Here is a 23,751-nt window from a genome sequence, read left to right on the forward strand (position 1 = left end):
CGCCGATCTGTCGGCAGATGGTGACCTGCGGCGCCTCTGGGCGCTAGAACGGTATCTGACCATGAGAGGCGGAGACCCGGTATGAAGACCCATGCGCGCGCAGTTGTCGTCGGCGGAGGCGTGATCGGCGCGTCGATCGCCTATCACCTCGCCCGGGCCGGCTGGTCTGACGTGATGCTGCTGGAACGCGACGAGTTGACCGCCGGTTCCACATGGCACGCGGCGGGTCTGCTACCGCTCTTCAACATGAGCTACGCGACCAGCCACATCCACGACTATTCGGTGAAGTTCTACAAGACGCTGGAAGAGGAAACCGGCCTCAACGCGGGCTTTTCCGTCGTGGGCAACCTGCGCATGGCGCAGAGCCGCGAACGAATGGACGAATTCGAGCTATACGCTTCGACGGCCGAGACCGTCGGCATTCCCTATGAATGGCTCTCGCCCGACGAGATCCGCGCGCGCTGGCCCCTGGTTCGGACCGAGGATCTGCGCGGGGCGCTTTACCACCCGACCGACGGCTATATCAATCCGGCGGACGTGACCCAGGCCATGGCCAAGGGCGCGCGGCAGCGCGGGGTGGAGATCCACCGCCGCTGTCAGGTCGATGCCATGCGCTGGACGGGCTCGGAATGGGTCGTGAGCGGCCGTCGCATGGTGGAGAAGGGCGGCAACCTGCTCGCCGGCGAGGAGACGTTCGAGATCCATGCCGAGCATGTCGTGACCGCCACCGGCAACCATGCCCAGCGCACGGCGCAGATGCTCGGCATCAAGTTCCCGGCCATTCCAGTCGAGCACCAGTATATCGTCACCGAACCCGACCCGGCGCTCGTCGCATACCGCGAAGCCCATGGCGAGCATCCGGTCTTGCGCGATGCGGATGCGAAATGGTATGTGCGCGAGGAACGCGGCGGCTGGATCCTCGGCCCATACGAGGAGGGCGCGCCGGCGCGGTTCGAATATGCCGTGCCCGACAGTTTCCGCGCCGACCTCTTCCCGCTCGATCTGGACCGGATCGAGGAGGAATATATGTCGATGATCCACCGCATTCCCTCGTCGGAAACGGTGGGGCTGAAGGACGATTACAACGGGCCGATCTGCTACACGCCCGACGGCAATCCGCTCGTCGGCCCGGCTCCGGGCTTGCGCAACATGTGGCTGGCGGAAGGCTTTTCCTTCGGCATCACGGCAGCCGGCGGAACGGGCTATTATCTGGCGCAGATGATGGTCGAGGGCGAGGCCGAGATCGATATGGCGAGCCTCGACCCGAAACGGTACGGCGACTGGATGACGACCGAATATGCAGCGCGCAAGAACGAGGAATGTTACGCCCATGTCTATGTGCTGCATCATCCCGACGAGGAGCGCGAAGCCTGCCGTCCGCTGCGCACCGGACCGGCTTATGACGCCCAAGCCGCAAGCGGGGCGCGGTTCGGTTGCGTGAACGGATGGGAACGTCCGAACTATTATGCGGTCACCTTCGACAGGTCAGGCGATGACGCGCCCGACGCATTTGCCGCATATGGCACGCCGCTTGCCGATTTTTCAGACCATGACAGCCGGTCCTTCCGCCGTGGCGGCTGGTGGGATTTCGCGCGTCAGGAAGCCGACGCGATCCGCAACGGTGTCGGCCTGATCGATGCCACGGCGTTCGCCAAGCACGTGGTGACAGGGGACGGCGCGACGGCATTCCTCGACTGGTTCACCTGCAACCGGCTGCCCAAGGTCGGCCGGATCAATCTGACTTACGCGCTCACCGAAGCCGGCACGACGCGCACGGAATACACGATCGTGCGGCAGGGCGAGACCAGATATTACCTTGTCTCCGCGGGCGCCTGGTCCGCCTATGATGCGGATTACCTGCGCAAGGCGGCAGAGGATTTCAGCGCCGAGCATGGCGTGCCCGTCATCGTACAGGATGTCACCAGCCAGTATGGCGTCTTCGCCATCGCCGGCCCCAGATCCCGCGACGTGCTGAAAGAACTGATCCGCGACGCGGACCCGGACACGGCACTCTCCAACAAGCGATTCCCGTGGCTGTCCGCCCGGCAGATCGAGCTTGGCATGTGCCCGGTCAACGCGATCCGCGTGGCCTATACGGGCGAGCTTGGCTGGGAATTGCACCACCCGATCGAAATGCAGCGTTACCTGTGGAACGCGCTTCTGGAGGCGGGCGAGAAACACGGGATGCGTCTTGTGGGGGCGCGGGCGCAGAACTGGCTCCGGCAGGAGAAGAGCTACCGCGCTTTCGGCACCGAACTGGGCCGTGACGCGACACCGGCCGAGGCCGGTCTGGACCGGTTCATCGACCTCGACAAGGAATTCTTCGGCAAGGCCGCCATGCTCGCCAAGGGCATTCGCTCGACCTGCGTCACGCTGCTCGTCGACGGGCCGGACGATGCCGACCCTTGGGGCCGCGAGGCGCTGTTCGACGGGGACACGCGGGTCGGGCGGCTGACCTCGGGCGGCTATTCCGTCCATTTCGGCAAGTCCATCGGCATGGGCTATGTCACGCCCGACCGTGCCGCGCCCGGCACCGCGTTGCAGGTGATGATGCAGGGCAAACTCTGGCCTGCGACCGTCCTGGAAGATTGCCCCTACGACCCCACCAACGCGCGCATTCGCGTCGACGGCTAGGCGGTCCAGCCGAGGCGCTCGGGCGCCAGCGCCGCCGGGTCGACTGTATCGGGCAGGCTCCCACCCGTCAGGCAAGCGGCGGCAAATGCGCCCAGCGCTGGGCTCGTCATGATCCCGTAGCCGCCCTGTCCGGCGAGCCAGAAAAAGCCCGGAGCGCCGCGCTCGAACCCCACCGCCGGACGCCGGTCGGGCAGGAAGCTGCGCAGGCCTGCCCAACTCGCATTGACCCGCGTGACCGGCACGGTGACATGGGCCGCGTATCGGTCCAACCCCTCGGCAAGGTCCAGATCCTCCACATAGGCATCATGCGGCGGGACGGGCATCTCCTCGGCAGGGGAGACTAGCCACGATCCGCCCTCGGGCTTGCCGTACCAGCTTTCGCTGGCCGACAGCAGCATCGGCCAGCGCCGTACATCATGGCCGCCGGGCGGTGGAAGCACGGCGATGGAGCGCCGCAGCGGTTGCAGCCCCTTGCGGGCGACACCCGCGATCTCGGCCACATCGTCGGCCCATGCGCCAGCGGCGTTGACGAGCTTGCCCGCCGTCACCACCCGGTCGCCCGCTTCGACGGTCCAGCCATCGGACCCGGCCTCGATCCGCGTGGCACGGCATCCCGTCTCGATGATCACGCCCCGGTCACGCGCGGTCTTCCGGAAATGGCCGAAGAGCCCCATCACGTCGATATCGCGCGCCTGTGCCGAGTAGCCTGCGCGGACAATGGCATCACGGTTCAGGATCGGCACATGGCCGCAGGCCGCGTCGAGGCTGATCTCGTCGAGCACGCCTTTTTGCAACTCCGCCTCGAAGTCCCCGACTTCCGTGTCATTGGCCACCATCAGCACGCCGCGCGGGGACAGGACGCCGAGGCGCTCGAGCACCGGAAAACTGGCCTCGGCCAGCGCGCGGATGTCGGGATTGCCGTAATTCGGCTCGAACATGGCCGCCGAGCGCCCCGTCGTGTGGGTCGCCAGATGGTCCTCGGCTTCCCAGAGCCGCACATCGAGCCCGCCGGGCAGATGTGCCGCAAGGCTCATGCCCGCGATCCCGCCCCCAAGGATCAGGATGTCGCACCTATCAGGCATCGAGTGTCGCCAATGCGCGGGCAAAGATTGCCGGATCGCAATTGCCACCAGTGGCGACCGCCAGAACGGCGTCGCCCTCGGCCGCGTCGGGATGGAACAGAGCGGCGGCCAGCGCCACCGCGCCGCCGGGCTCCACCACGATCTTCAGCCGCTGGTAGGCGAGCGCCATGGCGCGCAGCACCTCGTCGTCGGACACGACGATCCCCGGCCCGCAAAGCCGCCTGAGCGTCGGGAAGGTGATCTCCCCCGGCTCGGGCGTGACGATCGCATCGCAGATCGACCCGGCCATTTTCGCGTTGCGCTGGCGGGTGCCGGTCTGAAGCGACCGGGCCGTGTCATCGAACCCGTCCGGTTCCACCGGACGCACCCGCAAATCAGGCGCACGGGCTTCCAGCGCCAGCGCGATCCCGGCCGTCAGCCCGCCGCCGCCGCAACAGACGAGCACATCGCGGATACCTGCATCCGCCGCATGCGCCTGTGCCGCAATTTCCAGCCCGCAGGTGCCCTGACCCGCGATGACCAGCGGTTCGTCATAGGGGCGGATCAGCGTCAATCCGCGTTCCGCGGCGATCGCCTCTCCGATCTCCTCCCGGCTCTCTGTCTCGCGGTCATAGGTGATGACCTCGGCGCCGTAGAAGCGGGTATTGGCGATCTTGAGCGCGGGCGCGTCGGCCGGCATCAGGATCGTCGCGGCAACCCCGTGGCGTTTTGCGGCCAGCGCCACGCCCTGTGCATGATTGCCGGAACTGTAGGCCATCACGCCGCGGGCGCGGGCCTGATCGGACAGCGCCGAGATCGCCGACCAGCCGCCGCGGAACTTGAAGCTGCCCGTATGCTGCAGACATTCGGCTTTCACGAAAACTTGCCGCCCGGCAAGATCGTCGAGAAAGGGCGAGGTGAGGAGCGGGGTCTTCCGCACGTGTCCGTCCAGCCGCGCGGCGGCGGCCTCGATCATCCGGATGTCGGTCATACAATGTCCTGTTCAAGCAATTGGTCGAAGGCGGCCAGCGCCTCGGGTTCGTCTAGCACCGGCACATGGCCTCGATCCGGCACCGTGACAGCGATCGCGTCAGGGCGGCGCGCCTGCATACGGGCGAAGGTTTCCGCGCTCAGAATATCGGAATGTTCACCGCGCAGGATGGCCAGCGGGATGCCCGCGAGCGCATCAAACACCGGCCAGATATCGTCCGGCAGGTCCTGCATCTGCTCCACCAGCGCGTCACGCATTTTCGGATCGTAGGTGATCTCGAGCCCCTCCGGTCCCTGCCGCCACCAGCGGCGCACGAAATGCAGCCAGCGGTCATGGGTAAAGTCGGGAAAGGCCGGTCCGAATGTCGCGGCCATGCCGCGTGCGGCCTCTTCATGGTCGGCATAGGGCGGATTGTGCCCGACATAGTCCACGATCCGGTGCAATCCGGTCCGGTCAATCTCCGGACCCACATCATTGAGAAGCACGCCGGCCAGCTTGTCGCGCGCCACCATCGCCAGTGTCATCGCCACCAGACCGCCCCGCGAGGTGCCAACGACCACCACCCGGTCGAGCCCGAGGTGATCGAGGAAAGCCAGCACATCCTGCGTTTCCTGCCCGATATTGTAGCTCCGCCAGTCCGGCGCATGGTCGGACCCCATCCGCCCGCGCAAAGTCAGGCGGATGACCCGCGCCCGGTCGTTCACGGCAGCGGTGAATTCGTCGAAATCCTCCAGCGAGCGGGTCAGACCCGGCAGACAGAGCACCGGCACCCCTTCGCCCGCCTCCTCCCAGTGCAACCCGATCCCGTCGGGCGTGACGAAGCGGCTCACAGGCCGACCTCCGCCAGATCGGGGATCGTGGTCAGGTCCGGCAGTTGCGCGTGCGGGCGCCAGGGCAGGCGGTCGACCGGTTCGCCGGCGCGGTTGACCCAGACGGTGCGAAAGCCGAAGCCCGCGGCACCGGCTGCGTCCCAGCCGTTCGAGGACACGAAAAGCACCTCTTCCGGCTCTGTGCCGAACTGCTCGCCGACCAGCTCGTAGACCTTGCGGTGCGGCTTGAAGACGCCCACGCTCTCCACCGACAGGACCGCATCGAGATGCGCGCCCACGCCGGCGGATTTCACCGCGCCGTCCAGCATGCCGGGCGAGCCGTTCGACAGGATCGCCACGCGCCGGCCCGATGCCTTGAGCGCGGCCAGCATCTGCGGCACTTCGGGATAGGCGGGCAGTTCCCAGTAAAGGTCGAGGAGCCGCTGGCGCAGGCTTGCGTCACCATCCAACCCCGCCGCTTCGAGCGCATAGTCCAGCCCGTCTGCCGTCACGTCCCAGAAATCCGCATGCGCATCGGCGACGGCCCGCAGCCATGTGTATTGCAGCTGTTTCAGCCGCCAGTCCCGGGCGATCTGCGGCCAGGCACCGGCCAGAGCGTCACGCCCCGGCTCCGCCGCCGCAATCCGCGCGGCAGCCGCCACGTCGAACAGCGTGCCATAGGCATCGAATACGCAGGTGGTGATTGTCATGCCTCACTCCCGTGCCGCTCGTTCCGGTCGCGCCCACTCAACATCGGGCGGCGGCCCTGTGCAAGGCCGGATCAAGCCGCTTGGTGCGACTCATGCGACCCTGCTAGCGTGGATGTACAAACCAAAGGGGGATCTGAACATGTCTGACTTGCATGGACGCATACACTGGACGGAACTGATGACCCGCGATGTGCAGGGGGCCATCGACTATTACACCAAGGTCTGCGGCTGGTCCGTCGACGGAATGGAGATGCCCGAGGGCATGTATTACGTCGCCAAAAAAGGCGATGACATGGTTGCGGGCATGATGAACATGGCCGAGATGCCGGGCATGGAAGATGTCCCGCCGCACTGGTTTTCCTATATCGCGGTCGATGATGTCGACAAGGCGGTCGACCAGACCCGCAGCGGCGGCGGCACCGTCATGCGCGAGCCGTGGGATGTGGGCGGCGTCGGTCGCATCGCCATCATCAAGGACCCGACCGGCGCCGCGATCGGCCTGATGACCCCGTCCGACGACGGATGACAGGCCCGCTCTGGGACCGCCAGCGCGTCTCCAACGGCAATCCGATGGAAGATGTGGTGGGGTTCTCGCGCGCGGTGCGGGTCGGTCCCGTGCTCGCCATCGGCGGCACCGCGCCTGTCGATGCGGACGGGCGCACCGTCGGTCCGGGCGACATGCGGGCGCAGGCCACACGCTGTTTCGAAATTGCGGATCAGGCGCTCCGCGACGCGGGCAGCGGCTGGGCGCATGTGATCCGCACCCGCCTCCTGCTCACCGATCTCGGCCACTGGAGGGAGGCGGTGGAGGTCCGGCGCACTTATTGTCTTGATGCCAAACCCGTCGACACGATCATGGGTGTGACCGGGTTCGTGAACCCGGAATGGCTGATCGAGATCGAGGTGGACGCGGTCGTGCCACCGGGCTGAGGGTGCAGACCCGGCGTCCCGAATAGAAACGGCCCGGCAGAAGCCGGGCCGCATGTCGATCTGGTGGGGCCTGTCAGACGGCGTCAGAGGTTCTCCGGCTGCGCCATCCCGAGCACATGGTAGCCGCCATCCACATGGATGATCTCGCCCGTGGTGCTGGCTGACAGGTCGGACAAGAGGTAGACCGCCGCGCCTCCGACATCTTCCAAAGCCGCATTGGACCGCAGGGGCGCGTTGGCTTCGGTCGCGCGATAGGTCTTGCGCGCGCCGCCGATCGCTGCGCCGGCCAATGTCTTCATCGGGCCGGGGCTGATCGCGTTGACCCGCACATGCTGCGGCCCGAGATCGTTTGCAAGGTAGCGCACCGAGCTTTCCAGCGCCGATTTGGCCACGCCCATGACATTGTAGAAGGGCGTCACCTTTTGCGACCCCTGGAAGGTCAGGGTGATGACCGAACCACCGCTTTCGGGCATCAATTCCACCGCGCGGCGGGTCAGGTCGATGAAGGAATAGCAGGAAATGTCGAGCGACCGGGCAAAGTTTGCCCGGCTCGTGTTCACGAACCGCCCCGTCAGTTCCTCCTTGTCGGAAAAGGCAATCGCGTGGACAAGGAAATCAAGCCCGCCCCACCGGTCCTTCAGCGTGTCGAAGGCCCGGTCGAGCGACGCCTCGTCCTGCACATCGGCATCCAGCACGATATCGGAGCCAAGGCTCTCGGCCAGCGGCTTGACCCGCTTGCCGAACGCCTCGCCCTGATAGGTGAAGGCCAGTTCGGCCCCCTGTCCGGCAAGCGCCTTCGCGATGCCCCAGGCGATGGATCGGTCATTGGCCACGCCGGTGACCAAACCCCGTTTTCCCTTCATCAGATCCGCCATGTCCCTCAGCCTTTCCGGTCTTCTGTGCCGTGTTGCGCTTGGTGGTCTCAGTCTTCGTATTTGCTCATCGCCAGCGTCGCGTTGGTGCCGCCGAAGCCGAAGCTGTTGGAGATCACCGTGTCGAAAGCGACATTGTCACGCCGCTCGGTGACGATTTCCTCCGGCTTCAAGGCCGGGTCGAGCTCGGTGACGTTGGCCGAGGCCGCGATGAACCCGTCACGCATCATCAGCAGGCTGTAGATCGCCTCCTGCACGCCGGTCGCGCCCAGCGAGTGGCCGGTGAGCGACTTGGTGGACGAGATCGGCGGCACATTGTCCGCGCCGAAGACGCGGCGCACCGCCTCCACTTCCGTCACATCGCCCGCAGGCGTGGAGGTGCCATGCGCGTTGATGTAGCTGACCTTGCGGTCGCCGATGGTGGACAGGGCAAGCTTCATCGAACGCTCGCCGCCCTCGCCCGACGGGGCGACCATGTCATAGCCGTCCGAGGTCGCGCCATAGCCCGTCACCTCAGCATAGATCTTGGCGCCGCGCGCCTTGGCATGCTCCAGCTCTTCGAGCACGACGACACCGCCGCCACCGGCGATCACGAACCCGTCGCGGGTCGCATCGAAGGGGCGCGAGGCCGTCTCGGGCGTGTCGTTGTACTTGGACGACATGGCGCCCATCGCGTCGAAGAGGCAGGACAGGGTCCAGTCCAGTTCCTCGCCGCCGCCGGCAAAGACGATATCCTGCTTGCCGAACTGGATCTGCTCCACGCCATTGCCGATGCAATGGGCCGAGGTCGAACAGGCCGAGGTGATCGAATAGTTCACACCCTTGATCTTGAAGGGCGTCGCCAGACAGGCCGAGTTGGTCGAGGACATGCAGCGGGTCACCATGAAGGGCCCCATGCGCTTCGGCGCGCCTTTCTCCACCACGATCTTGTGCGCGTCGAAGAAGTTGCGGGTGGACGGTCCGCCCGACCCCATCACGAGGCCGGTGCGCTCGTTGGACACGTCGCTCTCTTCCAGCCCGCTATCCTCGATCGCCTGCTGCATGGCCAGGAAGTTGTAGGCCGCCCCGTCGCCCATGAAGCGCAACTGGCGCTTGTCGATATTCTCCGCCAGATCGATATCCGGCGCGCCATGCACCTGACAGCGGAACCCGTGCTCGGCATAATCGGGCGCGAAAACGATCCCCGACTTGCCGGCCTTGAGCGCGTCCGCGACCTCTTCCTGATTGTTTCCGATCGAGGAAATGATCCCGATCCCGGTAATGACGACTCGCCGCATCCTGGGCTCCTGTCCTAAGTCTGTGTCCGTCCGGCCTGCTTCACTCCTGGAAGAGGCCGACCTTCATGTCCGTGGTGGTATATATGGTTTCGCCATCGGCTTTCATAACCCCGTTGGCCATGCCGAGTTTCAGCTTGCGGTCGATGACGCGGGTGAAATCCACATGATAGGTGACGAGTTTCACGTCCGGCGTGACCATGCCGGTGAACTTGACCTCGCCCACGCCCAGCGCACGGCCCTTGCCCTGCATGCCGCGCCAGCCAAGGTTGAAACCGGTCAACTGCCAGAGCGCGTCGAGGCCGAGGCAGCCCGGCATTACCGGATCGCCGAGGAAATGGCACGCGAAGAACCAGAGGTCCGGCTTGATGTCGAATTCGGCCACCACATGGCCCTTGCCATGCTCGCCGCCATCCGCGGAAATCTCGGTCACGCGATCCATCATCAGCATCGGCGGCGCCGGCAGCTGCGGGTTGCCCGGGCCGAACATCTCGCCCCGTGCGCATTGCATCAGACCTTCGTAATCGATGCTGGTGGGACGATCGGACATGGGCTCTGCTCCTGCTTATCTCGTGATCGGACACCCCTATCACCCCGCCGTGACAGGGCGCAATAGCGGCCGGATGTGCCTGCGACCGCGCCACAGGTTCACCTCCGCGTCAAAATCGCATAATCTGCTGCGAAAGTCGCGCAGAAGGCGGTGCGGGCCGGTCCCGTGCCGGGTCCGGTGTCGCGGCGACCGCCACGGACCGGCAGGCGATGGAAGGGAGGGCCTGAATGACCGACATGCATGCGAAACGCTCCGGCGACAGCACCCGCCTTGCCTCGGCGTGGCTCGTGAATGCCGGTCTGCGCCCGACGCGCCAGCGCCTGGCGCTTGCCGAACTTCTGGTCGGCGACGGGCAGAACCGCCATGTCTCCGCCGAAAGCCTCTATGAGGCCGCGCAGGACAGCGAAACGCCCGTGTCGCTTGCCACGGTCTACAACACGCTGCGCACCTTCTGTGATGTCGGGATCATGCGCGAGATCGCGATCGAGGGCACACGCTCCTATTTCGACACGCGCATGGACGCGCATGACCATTATTTCTGGGAAGATGAAAACCTGCTGACGGACGCGCCGGCGGGTGCCGTGCAGATCCACCAGATGATGGACGCGCCCGCGGGCACCGAGATTGCGAAGATCGAGGTCGTGATCCGCCTGCGCCGCAAGGGCTGAACCCGAAGCGGCGCGTCGCGCCCGCCTATTTCTCGAACGTCTCGCCCGGATCAACGCCCCAGATGGCGGCCTTCTCGATCCAGCCGTCGATGCCCTCCGCCCGCACCGAACACCAGTCCCGGTCACAGGATTGAAGCCGCAGGAGCGCGCCCTGTTCGGCAAGCGCCACCGGCGTGCCGCCCTGCCCCGGCTGGGACAGGATCTGCTGACCGTCGCGCAAAACGATGGCGCTGCGGGTGCCGCTCAGAAGCGCATAGTGGATCCAGCCGCCGGCCCCGTCCACGTCCACGATCCGCCGCCAGTGCCCGTATTCACCGGTGATCCGCACCGGCGTGTTTCGGTGCCGGAAAATCCAGTCGACCCGATGCGCGCGGCTCGGACCGCGGCGGACATTGGCGCGCGAGGATTTGACCGACACATAGCGCGGCATCGGCAGGTTGGTGACGGGACCGCGCGTCGGCGCCGTTTCGGCCGGAGCGGTCGCGGCGTCGGCAGACCCGTCCGACTCGGGCCGTGCGATCGGGCGGGTCTCGGGCGCGGTCTCCGCCGCAGGTGCCGCGGCCTGCGTGTCGGATTGGGCGGACGCAGAGGCACCGCACATCCCGGCAAACGCAACCGCGCACAGCGCGGCCACCGCCAGACTGCCGCGACTGATCGTCCCGCTCCTTCGATCTGGATTTGCCCCCGTGGCCCCCGCATTGCTGCGGCATACGCTGCCCGACGCACACGACTGTTTCACGCGACCCTGCTTCCCCTGGCTGCCTCTGCTGCTTGTGCCGGATTTTCGGGTTTTATGCCCCGCCCGGTCTGACTATGCTGGCATCCTAGCAGACCCGGCACATCAGGTGAATCAGGAAAGATCATGGCCGCTTCGCGACCCAAGGTGATTGTGACCCGGCGCCTGCCGGAACCCGTCGAAACGCGCATGCGCGAACTGTTCGACGTCGAATTGAACGACAGCGACACGCCGATGACGCGTGAAGCTCTGGCCGACGCGATGGCGCGGGCCGATGTGCTGGTGCCCACCCTGACCGACCGGATCGACCAGGCGTTGCTGGCACAGGCCGGTGACGGGCTGAAACTGATCGCCAATTTCGGCGCGGGGTTCGACCATATCGACGTGCAGACCGCGCTGCAGCGCGGCATTCTCGTGTCCAACACGCCCGGCGTGCTCACCGATGACACGGCCGACATGGCCATGGCGCTGATCCTCGGCGTGCCGCGCCGGCTGAAGGAAGGCGCGATGCTGATGCGCTATGGCGACTGGGAGGGCTGGTCGCCCACGGCCCTTCTGGGCCACCGGATCACCGGCAAGCGGCTCGGCATCCTCGGCATGGGGCGGATCGGGCAGGCCGTGGCGCGGCGCGCCCGCGCCTTCGGGTTGCAGATCCACTATCACAACCGCAAGCGCCTGCGCCCCGAGATCGAGGCGGAACTGGAAGCCACCTACTGGGAAAGCCTCGACCAGATGCTGGCGCGGGTGGACATCCTGTCGGTCAACGCCCCGCATACGCCGAGCACCTTCCACCTGCTCAATGCCCGCCGCCTGCAACTGATGAAGCCGACGGCCTATATCGTGAACACGTCGCGCGGCGAGGTGATCGACGAGAATGCGCTGACCCGCATGCTGCGGGCGGGCCAGATCGCAGGGGCGGGCCTCGATGTCTACGAGCACGGGGCCAGCGTCAATCCGCGGTTGCGCGAACTCGACAATGTCCTTCTGCTGCCGCACATGAGTTCCGCGACCGAGGAAAGCCGCGTCGAGATGGGCGAGAAGGTGATCGTCAACATCAAGACCTTCGCCGATGGCCACCGACCGCCGGATCAGGTCGTGCCGGCGATGCTCTGACAGCGCAGCGCCACCTGATGCAGCACCATCTCGACAGCCTCGCCCGCGCCGCCGTGATCGCGGGACTTCTGGCCGCGTGTCTCTTCCTTGCCCTGCCGCAGATCGACATAGCTGTCGCGCGGCTCTTCTACCGGGAGGGCGCGGGCTTTCCGGTCGCCACCGCCGGATGGGCCGAACATCTGCGCGCCATTTTCGGCTGGGCCATGGGGCTGACCATCGCGGCAGCGCTCGCGCTGTTCCTGCGCGCCTGCCTGCGCCCGACCAACATTCCGGCGCGGCTCTGGGGCTTAGTGCTGCTGGCCTTCACCATCGGCCCCGGCCTGATCGTCAACGTGATCCTGAAGAACAATTGGGGCCGCGCCCGTCCCGCCGACGTGGAAGCGTTCGGCGGAGAGTTGCGCTTCACGCCGCCGATCGTGATGAGCGACCAGTGCGGGCACAATTGCTCCTTCGTCTCCGGAGAAGGCTCGGGCATCGCGACGCTCTGCCTGCTCGCGGTGATCGTGATCGCGCCGATGCTGGCAACGCGCAGCGCGAAACTCTGGCTGGTCGCCGGCGCGACGGGTCTGACCCTGCTCGGCGCGGGCCTGCGGGTGTTGAAGGGTCGGCATTTCCTGTCCGACACGATCTTTGCCGTGGTCATCGCGACCATTGTCATCTGGGCGCTCTACCGGCTGATGAAGATCGAAGCGCTGATGCCGCGCCTGACATGGGCCGCGCTCAAGGGGGATCTGGCCGGATTCTGGCGCGATCTGGCGCGACTGGTGCCGCGACGCGGCTGAGGCAGGTCGCCCCTAACCGCAGACCGCACAGTCCGCGCGGCGCGCCACGGAAATCCGCCGCATCGATGCGCCCAGCGCATCATAGAGCAGGAGCGTGCCGCGCAGGTCCTCGCCCGCACCGCTGATCGCCTTGATCGCCTCAAGCGCCATCATCGCGCCGATGACCCCCGGCAGCGCCCCGATGATCCCGGCCTCGGCGCAGGAGGGCACGAGCCCGTCTGCCGGCACATCGGGGAAGATGCAGGCATAGCAGGGCGCGCCGCGTGCCGGATCGTAGAGCGACAGTTGCGCCTCCCACTGGCTCATCGCACCCGACAGAAGCGGCACCCCCGCCGCGACCGCCGCCGCATTGACCGCATGTCGGGTCGCGAAATTGTCCGACCCGTCGATGACCAGATCCACCCCGGCAAAAAGCGCCTTGCCAGTCTCCGCCCCGAACCTCTCCGGCACGGCGCGGAGCGTCAGATGCGGATTGAGCGCCGCAAGCGCCTCTGCCGCTGCCTCCACCTTGGGCCGGCCGATATCACCGGTGCGGAACAGAACCTGCCGCTGCAGGTTCGACAGGCTGACCGTGTCGTCATCGACAAGGGTGAGGCGTCCCAAACCTGCCGCCGCCAGATAGAGCAGCGCAGGCGCCCCGAGACCGCCTGCGCCGATCACCAGCACATGCGCGTCGCGCAGCCGCTGCTGGCCGGTCCCGCCCACCTCGCGCAGGACGATATGGCGGGCGTAGCGTTCCAGTTCTTCGGGGGTAAATCCCATGGTCAGACGCCGGTCGAGCCGAAACCGCCGCTGCCGCGCGCGGTCTCGTCAAGCGAGGCGGCTTCCTGCCAGCGGCAACGGGTGACGGGTGCCAGCACCAGTTGCGCGATCCGCATCCCGTGGGTCACGGCGACCGGCGCGTCCCCGAAATTGCCGATCAGGATGCCGACCGGCCCGCGATAATCGCTGTCGATCGTGCCGGGCGCGTTGATCAGGAACACCCCTTGCTTGAGCGCAAGACCCGAGCGCGGACGCACTTGCAGCTCATACCCGTCCGGAATGGCGACCCTGAAGCCTGCCGGCACCAGCCCGCGTGCACCCGGCGCCAGCACCAGACCCGCATCTCGGTCGGCCGGCGGGAAATTCGCCCGCACGTCCATGCCGGCGGCGCCCCCCGTCTGGTAGTCGGGCAACGTCACGGCCGGATCGGCTTCCGGCAGCCGCGCGATGGCAACGGCCTGATCCATCGGGGCCGGCACGACCCGCATCAGCCGAGCGCCTTTGCAATCCGGTCGGCGAGCCGGCGCGCCACGTCACGCTTCGACATGAGCGGCCAGTCCTCGGCCCCGTCCTCCGTGATCAGGGTCACCGCATTGTCGGTCCCGCCCATGATCCCTGTTTCCGGCCGCACGTCATTGGCGACGATCCAGTCGCACCCTTTCCGCGCGCGCTTCGCCGTGGCATGGGCGACCACATCGTCGGTCTCGGCCGCGAACCCGACAACCAGTTGCGGCCGGCCGGACTCCAGCCCGGCAATGCCCTTCAGGATGTCGGGATTCTCGGTCAGGTCCAGCGACGGTGGCGCACCGCCCGCCTGTTTCTTGATCTTCGAGCCGGTCTCCGCCTGCATCCGCCAGTCCGCCACAGCCGCCGCGAAAATGGCCGCATCGGCCGGCAGGGCTGCGGTCACGGCGTCCTGCATCTGGATCGCGGTTTCCACCTCCACCACCGTGCAGCCGACGGGCCGCGCGGCCCGCGCCGGACCGGTCACGAAGGTGACCCGCGCGCCCAGACGGACAAGCGCCTGCGCCAGCGCGGTGCCCTGCGCGCCCGACGAGCGGTTGGCAAGGTAGCGCACCGGGTCGATCGGCTCATGTGTCGGACCGGAGGTCACGATCACATGGCGGCCGGCCAGCGGACCGGTGCCCAGTTGCGCGCCCACAGCCTCGACGATTTCCATCGGTTCCGCCATCCGCCCGGGACCATATTCGCCGCAAGCCATGTCGCCCTCGTTCGGGCCGACGAAAGCAACGCCGTCGGCGGCCAGTTGCGCGCGGTTCCGCGCCGTCGCGGCATGGTCCCACATGCGCACATTCATTGCGGGCGCGACCAGCACCGGCGTGTCGGTCGCAAGCAGCAATGTCGAGGCCAGATCGTCGGCATGCCCCTGCGCCATCTTTGCCATCAGATCGGCCGTGGCGGGCGCAACGACAACCAGATCGGCCACGCGGGACAACTGGATATGACCCATATCGGCCTCGTCGGTCAGGTCGAACAGATCGGTATAGACCCGCTCGCCGGCCAGCGCGGACACCGACAGGGGCGTGACGAACTCCTGCCCGGCGCGGGTCAGGACCGGCGTGACCGCCGCGCCGCGCTCGCGCAGACGCCGGATCAGGTCGAGCGCCTTGTAGGCCGCGATCCCGCCCCCGATGATCAGAAGAATTCTGCGTCCGTTCAGCATGCTGCGTCCTTTGCGACACTTCTCCTGATGTCTATGGGATCGGACAGGGCGACACAAGCACGCGGGCTTCCGGCCCCGCCGCCAACCTGCTAGCAGAAAGGGGCGGACCGGACGGGGAGAGGACAGGCGATCATGGGCAGCGACGCGGACGGACAGGCCGGTTTCCGGCTCGGGCTGGTGCTTGGCGGCGCGCGGTCCGGCAAATCCGGCTGGGCCGAGACGCGCGTGGCGGCCATGGGACCGCGACCGGCCTATATCGCCACTGGCGCGGCGCTCGACGGAGAGATGTCCGACAGGATAGCGGCACACCGCGCACGGCGGGGTCCGGATTGGGTGACCATCGAAGAGCCGCGCGACCTGGCGGGCGCGCTGGATGCCTGCGCGCCGGACCAGCCGGTGCTGATCGACTGCCTGACGCTCTGGCTGTCGAACCTGATGTTTGCCGAGGCGGATATCGCACGGGAAACCGACGCCTTTCTTGCCGCTGCAGCCCGCCGCACCGGTGCGCCCGTCATCTGCGTCAGCAACGAGGTCGGGATGGGTTTGGTGCCCGAAACTCCACTCGGACGCGCATTTCGTGACGCGCAAGGGCGGCTCAACCAGCAGGTTGCCGAAGCCGCCGAGCGCGTCGTCTTCGTGGCTGCGGGCCTGCCGATCGCACTCAAGGGGCCGGACCCGGCCATGTGGACCTGATGCGCCGCTGGTGGTGGGTGCGGCATGGTCCGACCGGCGTGCGCAACATGGTCGGCTGGACCGACCTGCCCGCTGATCTGAGCGACCGGGACCGGATTGCACGGCTGGCGGCCGCCCTGCCCGGCGGCGCGACTGTCGCCTCTTCCACCCTGCAGCGCAGCATCCAGACAGCAGCAGCGACCCACGGGCAGGCACCCGATTTGGCGCTCCGGCTGCCCGACCTGCGCGAGATGCATTTCGGCGACTGGGAAAACCGGAGCTTCGCCGATGTGGCGCGGGACGCGCCCGATCTGTCGCGACGTTTCTGGGAAATGCCCGGTGATACGGCACCGCCCGGCGGGGAAAGCTGGAACCTGTTCCGAGACCGTGTGGCCGCGGGCATCTCCGCGCTCGACGCCCGGACAGACAAAGCAGAGGACCTTGTGGTCCACGCCCATTTCGGCACCATCCTTGCCGCGCTCCAGATCGCGACCGGCATGCCGCCCGCTGCGGTCTTCTCCTTCCGGATCGACAATCTGTCGGTAACGCGGATCGACGCGCTCGGTCCCGGCCAATGGCGTGTGGCACGCGTCAACGATTGCCCCTGACCGCCACGCCGATCATGGCGCGTGATCCGAAAGACCAGAAAAGCTGATTGGACCGGTGCCGCGCCCTGCGGCTAGCCTCTGGCGCAACAGGGAAAGGACCAATGATGACCTATCATCTCGCGATCGGGGATCGCACCAATTCAAGCTGGTCGCTGCGCGGCTGGCTCCTCTTCGCGGGCTTCGGCCTGCCGGTGGAGATCGACCGGGCACGGATGAAATCACAAGCCTTCCGGGACATGCTGGACGCTTACAAGCCAGCGCAACTCGTGCCCGCGATGCGGATCGACGCGGGCGGGCAGAGCAGCGTGGTCTGGGACAGTCTCGCCATGGCCGAGACACTGGCGGAGCGGCATCCCGAGCGCGGCTTCTGGCCCGCGGATCCGGCGCTCCGCGCAATGGCCCGGTCCATGGTGGCCGAAATGCATGCGGGCTTCACCGACCTGCGCACCGATTGCACGATGAACCTGCGCCACACCTATCCCGATTTCCGCCCGTCGGCGGCGGTGATGGCGGATGTGGAGCGGATCGACCGGCTCTGGACCGGTGCATTTGCGGCGCGGGACGCAGCCGGTATGGAGGGCAACTGGCTCTTCGGCGCCTATTCTTTGGCGGACGTGTTCTACGCACCAGTTGCGAGCCGGATCACCACCTATGCATTGCCTGTTTCCGAGCCAGCCGCGGCTTATGTGACGCGGGTGATCGAAAGCGGTCCCTTCCGCGAATGGCGCGAGGCCGGACTGGCGGAGAAATACGTTCAGCCCGGCTATGATCTTGACCTCGAACCGCAGCCCTGGCCCGAGCCCTGCCCCGCGATATGACCCCGATACGCCCGTTCGGTTAACCCTTTCTTTGCCATGTTTGCCCCTATTTGGCGGTCAGGACGGGCGGAGAGAGGGAGTGGATCATGGTCGCGGCGGCGCGGTCGGTTGTCTTTGACGGGATTGATGCCCGCCTGATCGACGTGGAATGTTCGCTGACCCGCGGGCTGCCGGCCTTCCATGTCGTGGGCCTGCCGGACAAGGCGGTGTCGGAAGCCCGCGAACGGGTGCGCACCGCGCTCGGCCAGCTTGGCATCGCCATGCCCGCGAAACGGGTGACGATCAACCTGGCCCCTGCCGATCTGCCGAAAGAGGGCGCGCATTTCGACCTGCCGATCGCACTCGCCATCCTCGCCGCGATGGAGGTCATTCCGCCGGAACTGGTGGCCGAGACCGTGGCAATGGGCGAACTGGCGCTCGACGGGCGGCTGCTGCCGGTCGCGGGGGCGCTGCCTGCGGCACTCGCAGCCGCAGGTGAGGGGCGGAGCTTTGCCTGCCCCGCCGCCTGCGGGGCCGAAGCCGCGTGGATCGACAGCACATCCGTCATCGGGGCGGACAGTCTGCTGGCGCTGCTCAACCATTTCTCCGGCAAGGCACCGCTGGCGCCAGCCGAGCCTTCGGCCCTTGCCGATGGCGCGGAATTGCCCGATCTGCGCGACGTGCGCGGGCAGGACCGCGCGAAGCGTGTGCTCGAGATCGCCGCGGCCGGACGCCACCACCTGTTGATGATGGGCCCACCCGGGGCCGGAAAATCGATGCTGGCCGCCCGCCTGCCGGGCCTGCTGCCGCCCCTTTCAGCAGCGGAGATGCTGGAACTGTCGATGATCCTGTCGGTGGCCGGCAAGCTGCCGCGCGCGGGCATGAGCCGGACCCGACCCTATCGCGCGCCGCATCACACCACGTCCGCCGCGGCGCTCATCGGCGGCGGACGGAAGGCCGGGCCGGGGGAAATATCGCTCGCCCATCACGGGGTGCTGTTCCTCGACGAACTGCCGGAATTCGGGCGGGAGATTCTCGACACGCTGCGCCAGCCGCTGGAAACCGGGCAAGTGGAAGTCGCCCGCGTGGCGGCCCGGCTGCGCTATCCCTGCCGCTTCCTTCTGGCGGCGGCGGCCAACCCCTGCCGGTGCGGGCATCTGGGCGATCCCGAACGCGCCTGCAGCCGCGCGCCGGCCTGTTCGGAACAGTATCTGTCCCGCATCTCCGGTCCTTTGCGCGACCGGTTCGACCTGACAATCGACCTGCCGGCCCTGTCGCCCGACGATCTGGTCGCTGCCGCGCCGGAGGGGCCGGGCAGCGCAGAGGTTGCGGCGCGGGTCGCCGCCGCTCGCGACCGGCAGGCGGCACGCTTTGCCGAGCGCAGCCATGTGCGGCTCAATGCCGATGCCGAAGGGGAACTTCTGTCGCGCATCGCCGATCCGACCGAGGCCGCGCTGCACCTGTTGCGGGACGCCTGCGCGCGCCTGTCGCTGAGCGCGCGGGGCTATCACCGGGTCTTGCGGGTGGCGCGGACGATTGCCGATCTCGACGGGGCAGAGATGGTTGACCGCGCCCATGTGGCCGAGGCGATCAGCTACCGGTCGCTCTAGCTGTGGGAGCTTCCGCACGCGAAGACGCCGGTGCACCCACCCGGTCGCGCAGGAAAGCGCCCAGTTGTGCCACCGCCTCGTCAGCCTCGGGCAGCCAGCCGCAAAAGAGCTGCCAGCCATGGGGGGCCTTGCGCCAGATATCGAGCCGCACATCGACGCCTGCATGGCGCAACTGCCGCGCCAGCCGGACACTGTCATCGAGCAATATCTCCGACTTGCCGACCTGCACCATGACCGGCGGCGCGCCGGTATAGGTTCCGAAGAGCGGCGACAGGTCCGGATCGGTCAGGTCCCGCCCAGCGGCATAGAGCGCGGCGATATCGGGCAGGCGCGCGGACGGCAGAGTCGGGTCCGCGAAGGCGTTGCGCCGGACACTGTCGCCCGATCCGGTCAGATCGGTCCAGGGGGACAGGAGCAGAAGCGCGGCGGGCACCGGCAGCGACCGCGCGAGCAGCCGGTGCAGGAGCGCCAAGGCCAGCCCGCCCCCCGCGGAATCGCCCGCAAAGGCTATGTCGGCCGGCGCATAGCCCGCATCGAGCAGCGCGCGGTAGCAGACCTCCGCATCGTCGAGCGCGGCAGGCGCAGGATGGTCGGGCGCCAGCCGGTAGGCGGGCAGCGCCACACGCATACCGCTCACCACCGACAGGGCACCGGCCAGCGCGGCATGGGTGCGCGGACTGCCGGTCACGAAGGCCCCGCCGTGAAAGTAGAGGAGCACCCGCCGGCGGTCGGGCCGCCCGGCGCTGACCCAGAGGAGCGGCACCTGCCGCCCGTCATGGCGCAGCGCATCCTCCTGGGCATGCATGTCCGCGGGCGGGCGGAAATAGCGCCGCGCCTGCCGCTCGAACAGGTCGCGCGACCGCTGGGGATCGCGCAATCGCATCAGCTGCGGCTTCTGGATGAAGCGAAGCCAGAGGTTGAGGGTTTCGAGACGGAAGCTCATCGCGTCGCGCGACGCGCTTCGATGGCCTCCCAGATCTGCGCGGCCACGTTGATCCCGTCGAACCGCTCCAGTTCCTGAATGCCGGTGGGCGAGGTCACGTTGATCTCGGTCAGATTGCCGCCGATCACGTCGATGCCGACGAAAATCTGGCCTTTCTCGCGCAGGAGCGGCCCGATCCGGTCGCAGATCTCGCGGTCGCGCGCGGTCAGGCCGACCTTTTCGGGCCGGCCGCCCACATGCATGTTGGACCGGGTCTCCCCCTTGGCCGGCACACGGTTGATCGCGCCGACAGGCTCCCCGTCGACAAGGATCACCCGCTTGTCACCTGCCGAGACGTCGGGCAGGAATTTCTGCGCGATGAGCGGCTCGCGGTTGATGCCGGCAAAAAGCTCGTGCAGCGAATTGAGGTTCCGGTCCTCCGGCGTCAGGCGGAACACGCCCGCCCCGCCATTGCCGTAGAGCGGCTTGAGGATGATATCGCCGTGCTTCTCCTTGAAAGCACGCAGCGTGTCGAGATCGCGGGCGATGGTGGTCGGGGGCGTCAGGTCGGGAAACTGAAGGACCAGCAGCTTCTCGGGATAGTTGCGTACCCAGAACGGGTCGTTCACCACAAGGGTCGAGCCGCGCAGCATGTCGAGCAGATGGGTCGTGGTGATATAGCCCATGTCGAAGGGCGGATCCTGCCTCAGCCAGACGACATCCATCGTGGCCAGATCGACCTCCTGCCGTTGGCCAAGTGTGAAATGGTTGCCCACCTCGCGCCGGACGGTGAGCGGCCAGCCGCGCGCGGTGATGCGCCCTTCCTGATAGGCCAGCTGGTCGGGCGTGTAGTAGAAAAGCTCATGGCCGCGGGCGGCGGCTTCCTCGGCAAGCCGGAAGCTGCTGTCGGCATTGATGTCGATCCGGTCGATCGGATCCATCTGAAACGCAACCTTCAATCCCATAATCTGTCCGTCCTTGGCCTATCCCGTTCCGATCTCACTTGGACCAGCGGCCGCGATGTTTCAACTGTCGAGACCCAATTCACCGGCATCAAACGCCGCTTTGATCCGCGCGCAGCGCCCGGACGGGTCGACCGCAACCAGATCGAACCGGATCTCGTCCGGGTCGGCGTCGCGCTGGGTCAGGTAGGCCTGTGCGGCGCGCAGGATGCGCCGCTTCTGCGCTGCAGTCAGGGCGTTGGCGGCTTTCCGCAGGCTGCGCCGCGCCTTCACCTCCACAAAGACCAGAAGCGGGCCGCGCGAGACGATCAGGTCGATCTCTCCGCCGCCGCCATGCCAGCGCGCGGCCTCGCGTCGATATCCCTCGGCTTCATAGGCCGCGCAGGTCGCCCGTTCGGCGGCCTCCCCGGTCAGATGCGCGCCCGTGCCGGTCACGCGCGGCTCACTTGCCCGACAGGGCCAGCGCCCGGCTGTAGACCGTCTTGCGCGGCAGGCCGAGCTCCGCTGCCACCTGCGCCGCCGCATCCTTCACGCGGGCGGTTGCAAGCGCTGTGCGCAGGGCCTCGTCGATCACCTCATCCGTCACCTCACGCGCGACAGGCGGGCCGAGGACGAGCACGATCTCCCCTTTCGGGGCCGGTACCTCCGCCAGTTCGCCCGCCATGTCGCCGAGCGGGCCGCGGCGCACCTCCTCGAACCGTTTTGTCAGTTCGCGGCAGATCGCGACCTCGCGCGCGGGGCCGAACACCTCCGCCATGTCGCGCAGCGTGGCCGCAAGGCGCTTCGGAGATTCGAAGAAGACGAGTGTAGCGGGCACCGGCCCGAGTTCGGCCAGCGTGCTGCGCCGCGCGGCCCCCTTGTTCGGCAGAAAGCCTGCAAACATGAACCGGTCGGTCGGCATCCCCGCGACCGAAAGCGCGGCCAGCAGCGCCGATGCGCCCGGCGCTGCCGTGACCGGATGGCCCGCGTCCCGCACGGCCTGTGCCAGCTGGTAGCCCGGATCGGCAATGAGCGGTGTGCCGGCATCCGACACATAGGCCACCGTCCGGCCCGCCGCGATATGGGCGAGCAGCTTCGGCCGTTGCGCCGCGCCGTTATGGTCGTGATAGGGCAGAAGCGGGCGGTCGCCGAGCGGAATGCCGAACAGGTCGAGCAGCCGCCGCGTGTTGCGCGTATCCTCGGCCGCGATCACGTCGGCATGGCGCAGGATATCGAGCGCGCGGAGCGTGATATCCGACGCGGTTCCGATCGGGGTTGCCACAAGATAGAGGCCGGGCGTCAGCTCGGGTGTCGATATGGTCACGCTTGGCCTTTCGCTGCGCGGCGCCCGTTTACTTGACCGGGGGTGCCGACTAGTGTGCGGCGCACAGTTTGCGGGCTCCGGCCCGGGCTTGCAAGCACCGACGAGGCATCATGAAACAGACCCTGCTCCGCCCTTTCCGGCTCGTTCCGGCCCTTCTGGCATTGGCCACCCTCGGCCTTGCGGGATGTGATGTCGCCACCGGCCCCACGTCGGGCGCGCGGGTCGATCCGGCGAAACCGGTCAAGGTGGCGCTTCTGGTGCCGCTCGGCAGTGACGATGTGAGCCGCGAACAGCTTGCGCAAAGCCTCGTCAATGCCGCGCGCATGGCCCAATCCGACCTGTCGGGCGTCGAGATCGAGCTGACCACCTATTCCACCCAAGGCACCGCCGAAGGCGCGCGCGCGGCGGCGACGAAAGCGGTAGAGGAGGGCGCGACCGTGTTCCTCGGGCCGCTCTTCTCCAGCGCTGCACCGGCCGCGGCCGAGGTGGCCCGGCCCAAGGGCATCCCGGTCTTCAGCCTGTCCAACAACAGCGCGATCGCGGGCAACGGGCTCTACCTGCTCGGCGTCACCTTCGAGGACGTGGCCAACCGCGTTGTCAGCTATGGCGTCGGGCAAGGCCTGAGCCGCGTGGCCGCGGTCCATCCCGACAGTCTGGAAGGCCGGCTTGGCCGCGATGCGGTCGAGGCCGCGGCAGCACGGTCGGGCGCGACCTTCACCGGCGCCAGCGCCTATCCGCTCAGCTTCAACGGAATCAGTTCCGCTGCGGGGTCCATTGCGGCCGGCCTGACCGCACAGGGCGCGCAGGCCGTGGTGCTGACCGACACGCCCACAGGTGGCCTGCCCTTCATTGCATCGAGCCTGCGGGCCGAAGGGCTCAGCCCGCGCGACGCGCAATATCTCGGCCTGACCCGCTGGGATGCAAGCCGCGAGGTGATGCAGCAGCCGAGTCTGCGCGGTGGCTGGTTCGCCCTGCCCGATCCGGGCCTCGGCGCGGCGTTTGCGACCCGCTACGAGGGCCAGTTCGGTGTGCCGCCGCATGAATTGTCGGGTCTGGCCTATGACGGGATCGCGGCAATCGGCACCATGTTGCGCGACGCGCGCGCGGCTGGCGACCAGACGCCCTTCTCCTCCGACCGGATCACCGATCCGTCCGGCTTTGCGGGTGTCACCGGCATCTTCCGCTTCCGCGACAATGGCGGCAACGAGCGGGGTCTTGCCGTGATGCAGGTCGGCGAAGGCGGCATCGCCACCGTGATTGCTCCCGCGCCGCGCAGCTTTGCCGCGGAAGCGTCCTGACGC

At 67.4% G+C, this 23,751-nt stretch carries 26 protein-coding genes; 11 read left to right on the forward strand and 15 right to left on the reverse strand.

Annotated elements, in window-relative coordinates; translation table 11 throughout:
- The first annotated feature begins 81 nt into the window (after positions 1-81).
- Complete coding sequence (locus GSH16_RS03250; protein WP_160851842.1) at positions 82-2,634, forward strand: GcvT family protein; 2,553 nt, start codon at positions 82-84, stop codon at positions 2,632-2,634.
- Here GSH16_RS03250 and GSH16_RS03255 read toward each other — a convergent pair.
- The 4 genes from GSH16_RS03255 to GSH16_RS03270 are packed head-to-tail and all read right to left on the reverse strand — an operon-like array spanning position 2,631 to position 6,205.
- A complete protein-coding gene (locus tag GSH16_RS03255) occupies positions 2,631-3,716 on the reverse strand; it encodes an NAD(P)/FAD-dependent oxidoreductase (RefSeq protein ID WP_160851844.1) in 1,086 nt (361 codons plus the stop codon). The two genes, GSH16_RS03250 and GSH16_RS03255, sit on opposite strands and share 4 nt — an antisense overlap.
- Positions 3,709-4,686, reverse strand: a complete 978-nt coding sequence (locus GSH16_RS03260) for a threonine ammonia-lyase (protein WP_160851847.1) — start codon at positions 4,684-4,686, stop codon at positions 3,709-3,711. Before GSH16_RS03260 ends, GSH16_RS03255 begins: the two co-directional genes overlap by 8 nt.
- Positions 4,683-5,516 carry an alpha/beta fold hydrolase gene (locus GSH16_RS03265; protein ID WP_160851850.1) on the reverse strand — a complete coding sequence of 278 codons (834 nt, stop codon included), beginning with the start codon at positions 5,514-5,516 and terminating at the stop codon, positions 4,683-4,685. Before GSH16_RS03265 ends, GSH16_RS03260 begins: the two co-directional genes overlap by 4 nt.
- Complete coding sequence (locus tag GSH16_RS03270) at positions 5,513-6,205, reverse strand: haloacid dehalogenase type II (RefSeq protein WP_160851852.1); 693 nt, start codon at positions 6,203-6,205, stop codon at positions 5,513-5,515. The genes GSH16_RS03265 and GSH16_RS03270 overlap by 4 nt, the downstream gene beginning before the upstream one ends.
- 139 nt (positions 6,206-6,344) lie before the next feature.
- On the opposite strand from GSH16_RS03270, the gene GSH16_RS03275 reads away from it, so the two are divergent.
- Together GSH16_RS03275 and GSH16_RS03280 are read left to right on the forward strand one after the other, a co-directional pair.
- Positions 6,345-6,731, forward strand: coding sequence for a VOC family protein (locus GSH16_RS03275; RefSeq protein WP_160851855.1), 387 nt, complete (start codon positions 6,345-6,347; stop codon positions 6,729-6,731).
- Positions 6,728-7,135 (forward strand): Rid family hydrolase, encoded by a 408-nt coding sequence (locus GSH16_RS03280; RefSeq protein ID WP_235912914.1) that lies wholly within the window; start codon positions 6,728-6,730, stop codon positions 7,133-7,135. The genes GSH16_RS03275 and GSH16_RS03280 overlap by 4 nt, the downstream gene beginning before the upstream one ends.
- An 83-nt stretch (positions 7,136-7,218) precedes the next feature.
- On the opposite strand, the gene GSH16_RS03285 is transcribed toward GSH16_RS03280, so the two are convergent.
- The 3 genes from GSH16_RS03285 to fabA are packed head-to-tail and all read right to left on the reverse strand — an operon-like array spanning position 7,219 to position 9,831.
- Positions 7,219-8,010 carry an enoyl-ACP reductase FabI gene (locus tag GSH16_RS03285; protein WP_160851857.1) on the reverse strand — a complete coding sequence of 264 codons (792 nt, stop codon included), beginning with the start codon at positions 8,008-8,010 and terminating at the stop codon, positions 7,219-7,221.
- A gap of 47 nt (positions 8,011-8,057) precedes the next feature.
- A complete protein-coding gene (fabB, locus tag GSH16_RS03290; RefSeq protein ID WP_160851859.1) occupies positions 8,058-9,284 on the reverse strand; it encodes a beta-ketoacyl-ACP synthase I in 1,227 nt (408 codons plus the stop codon).
- 40 nt (positions 9,285-9,324) lie between these two features.
- Positions 9,325-9,831 carry a bifunctional 3-hydroxydecanoyl-ACP dehydratase/trans-2-decenoyl-ACP isomerase gene (gene fabA, locus GSH16_RS03295; protein ID WP_160851862.1) on the reverse strand — a complete coding sequence of 169 codons (507 nt, stop codon included), beginning with the start codon at positions 9,829-9,831 and terminating at the stop codon, positions 9,325-9,327.
- 227 nt (positions 9,832-10,058) lie between these two features.
- On the opposite strand from fabA, the gene irr reads away from it, so the two are divergent.
- A complete protein-coding gene (gene irr / locus GSH16_RS03300) occupies positions 10,059-10,499 on the forward strand; it encodes a Fur family transcriptional regulator Irr (RefSeq protein WP_328803148.1) in 441 nt (146 codons plus the stop codon).
- 25 nt (positions 10,500-10,524) lie between these two features.
- On the opposite strand, the gene GSH16_RS03305 is transcribed toward irr, so the two are convergent.
- Positions 10,525-11,133 (reverse strand): SH3 domain-containing protein, encoded by a 609-nt coding sequence (locus GSH16_RS03305; protein WP_328803149.1) that lies wholly within the window; start codon positions 11,131-11,133, stop codon positions 10,525-10,527.
- Between the two features lie 228 nt (positions 11,134-11,361).
- Between GSH16_RS03305 and GSH16_RS03310 the strand changes: the two genes are divergently transcribed.
- Positions 11,362-12,348 (forward strand): 2-hydroxyacid dehydrogenase, encoded by a 987-nt coding sequence (locus GSH16_RS03310; RefSeq protein WP_160851864.1) that lies wholly within the window; start codon positions 11,362-11,364, stop codon positions 12,346-12,348.
- Between the two features lie 17 nt (positions 12,349-12,365).
- Complete coding sequence (locus GSH16_RS03315) at positions 12,366-13,130, forward strand: phosphatase PAP2 family protein (RefSeq protein ID WP_160851866.1); 765 nt, start codon at positions 12,366-12,368, stop codon at positions 13,128-13,130.
- A 12-nt stretch (positions 13,131-13,142) separates the two neighbouring features.
- Here GSH16_RS03315 and GSH16_RS03320 read toward each other — a convergent pair whose 3' ends face one another.
- The 3 genes from GSH16_RS03320 to coaBC are packed head-to-tail and all read right to left on the reverse strand — an operon-like array spanning position 13,143 to position 15,576.
- Positions 13,143-13,892, reverse strand: coding sequence for a HesA/MoeB/ThiF family protein (locus GSH16_RS03320; protein WP_160851868.1), 750 nt, complete (start codon positions 13,890-13,892; stop codon positions 13,143-13,145).
- Between the two features lie 2 nt (positions 13,893-13,894).
- Positions 13,895-14,380, reverse strand: a complete 486-nt coding sequence (dut, locus tag GSH16_RS03325; protein ID WP_235912915.1) for a dUTP diphosphatase — start codon at positions 14,378-14,380, stop codon at positions 13,895-13,897.
- Positions 14,380-15,576 (reverse strand): bifunctional phosphopantothenoylcysteine decarboxylase/phosphopantothenate--cysteine ligase CoaBC, encoded by a 1,197-nt coding sequence (gene coaBC, locus GSH16_RS03330; RefSeq protein ID WP_160851871.1) that lies wholly within the window; start codon positions 15,574-15,576, stop codon positions 14,380-14,382. Before coaBC ends, dut begins: the two co-directional genes overlap by 1 nt.
- 132 nt (positions 15,577-15,708) lie before the next feature.
- On the opposite strand from coaBC, the gene cobU reads away from it, so the two are divergent.
- From cobU to GSH16_RS03350, 4 genes are all read left to right on the forward strand, one after another.
- Positions 15,709-16,269: a bifunctional adenosylcobinamide kinase/adenosylcobinamide-phosphate guanylyltransferase gene (cobU, locus tag GSH16_RS03335; RefSeq protein WP_160851873.1), complete on the forward strand. Its 561-nt coding sequence runs from the start codon at positions 15,709-15,711 to the stop codon at positions 16,267-16,269.
- Positions 16,269-16,856 carry a histidine phosphatase family protein gene (locus GSH16_RS03340; RefSeq protein ID WP_160852963.1) on the forward strand — a complete coding sequence of 196 codons (588 nt, stop codon included), beginning with the start codon at positions 16,269-16,271 and terminating at the stop codon, positions 16,854-16,856. The genes cobU and GSH16_RS03340 overlap by 1 nt, the downstream gene beginning before the upstream one ends.
- Before the next feature lie 104 nt (positions 16,857-16,960).
- A complete protein-coding gene (locus tag GSH16_RS03345; protein WP_160851875.1) occupies positions 16,961-17,674 on the forward strand; it encodes a glutathione S-transferase in 714 nt (237 codons plus the stop codon).
- A gap of 86 nt (positions 17,675-17,760) precedes the next feature.
- Positions 17,761-19,263, forward strand: coding sequence for a YifB family Mg chelatase-like AAA ATPase (locus tag GSH16_RS03350; protein WP_160851878.1), 1,503 nt, complete (start codon positions 17,761-17,763; stop codon positions 19,261-19,263).
- On the opposite strand, the gene GSH16_RS03355 is transcribed toward GSH16_RS03350, so the two are convergent.
- From GSH16_RS03355 to rsmI, 4 genes are read right to left on the reverse strand one after another with little or no spacing between them, the layout of a single operon-like run.
- The gene (locus tag GSH16_RS03355; RefSeq protein ID WP_160851880.1) at positions 19,244-20,206 is read right to left on the reverse strand and encodes an alpha/beta hydrolase fold domain-containing protein; all 963 of its coding nucleotides are present in this window, start codon (positions 20,204-20,206) and stop codon (positions 19,244-19,246) included. The genes GSH16_RS03350 and GSH16_RS03355 overlap by 20 nt on opposite strands.
- The gene (gene gshB, locus GSH16_RS03360; RefSeq protein ID WP_205523950.1) at positions 20,203-21,150 is read right to left on the reverse strand and encodes a glutathione synthase; all 948 of its coding nucleotides are present in this window, start codon (positions 21,148-21,150) and stop codon (positions 20,203-20,205) included. Before gshB ends, GSH16_RS03355 begins: the two co-directional genes overlap by 4 nt.
- Positions 21,151-21,210: 60 nt before the next feature.
- Entirely contained in the window at positions 21,211-21,582 is a 372-nt protein-coding gene (locus GSH16_RS03365; protein ID WP_160851882.1) for a YraN family protein, read from the reverse strand.
- A gap of 7 nt (positions 21,583-21,589) precedes the next feature.
- Entirely contained in the window at positions 21,590-22,450 is an 861-nt protein-coding gene (gene rsmI, locus GSH16_RS03370) for a 16S rRNA (cytidine(1402)-2'-O)-methyltransferase (protein WP_160851885.1), read from the reverse strand.
- Between the two features lie 110 nt (positions 22,451-22,560).
- Here rsmI and GSH16_RS03375 point away from each other — a divergent pair, with 110 nt between their 5' ends.
- A complete protein-coding gene (locus GSH16_RS03375) occupies positions 22,561-23,748 on the forward strand; it encodes a penicillin-binding protein activator (protein ID WP_160851887.1) in 1,188 nt (395 codons plus the stop codon).
- The last annotated feature ends 3 nt before the right edge of the window (positions 23,749-23,751 follow it).

The organism is Oceanomicrobium pacificus, assembly GCF_009833495.1.
Taxonomy (GTDB): Bacteria; Pseudomonadota; Alphaproteobacteria; order Rhodobacterales; family Rhodobacteraceae; genus Oceanomicrobium; species Oceanomicrobium pacificus.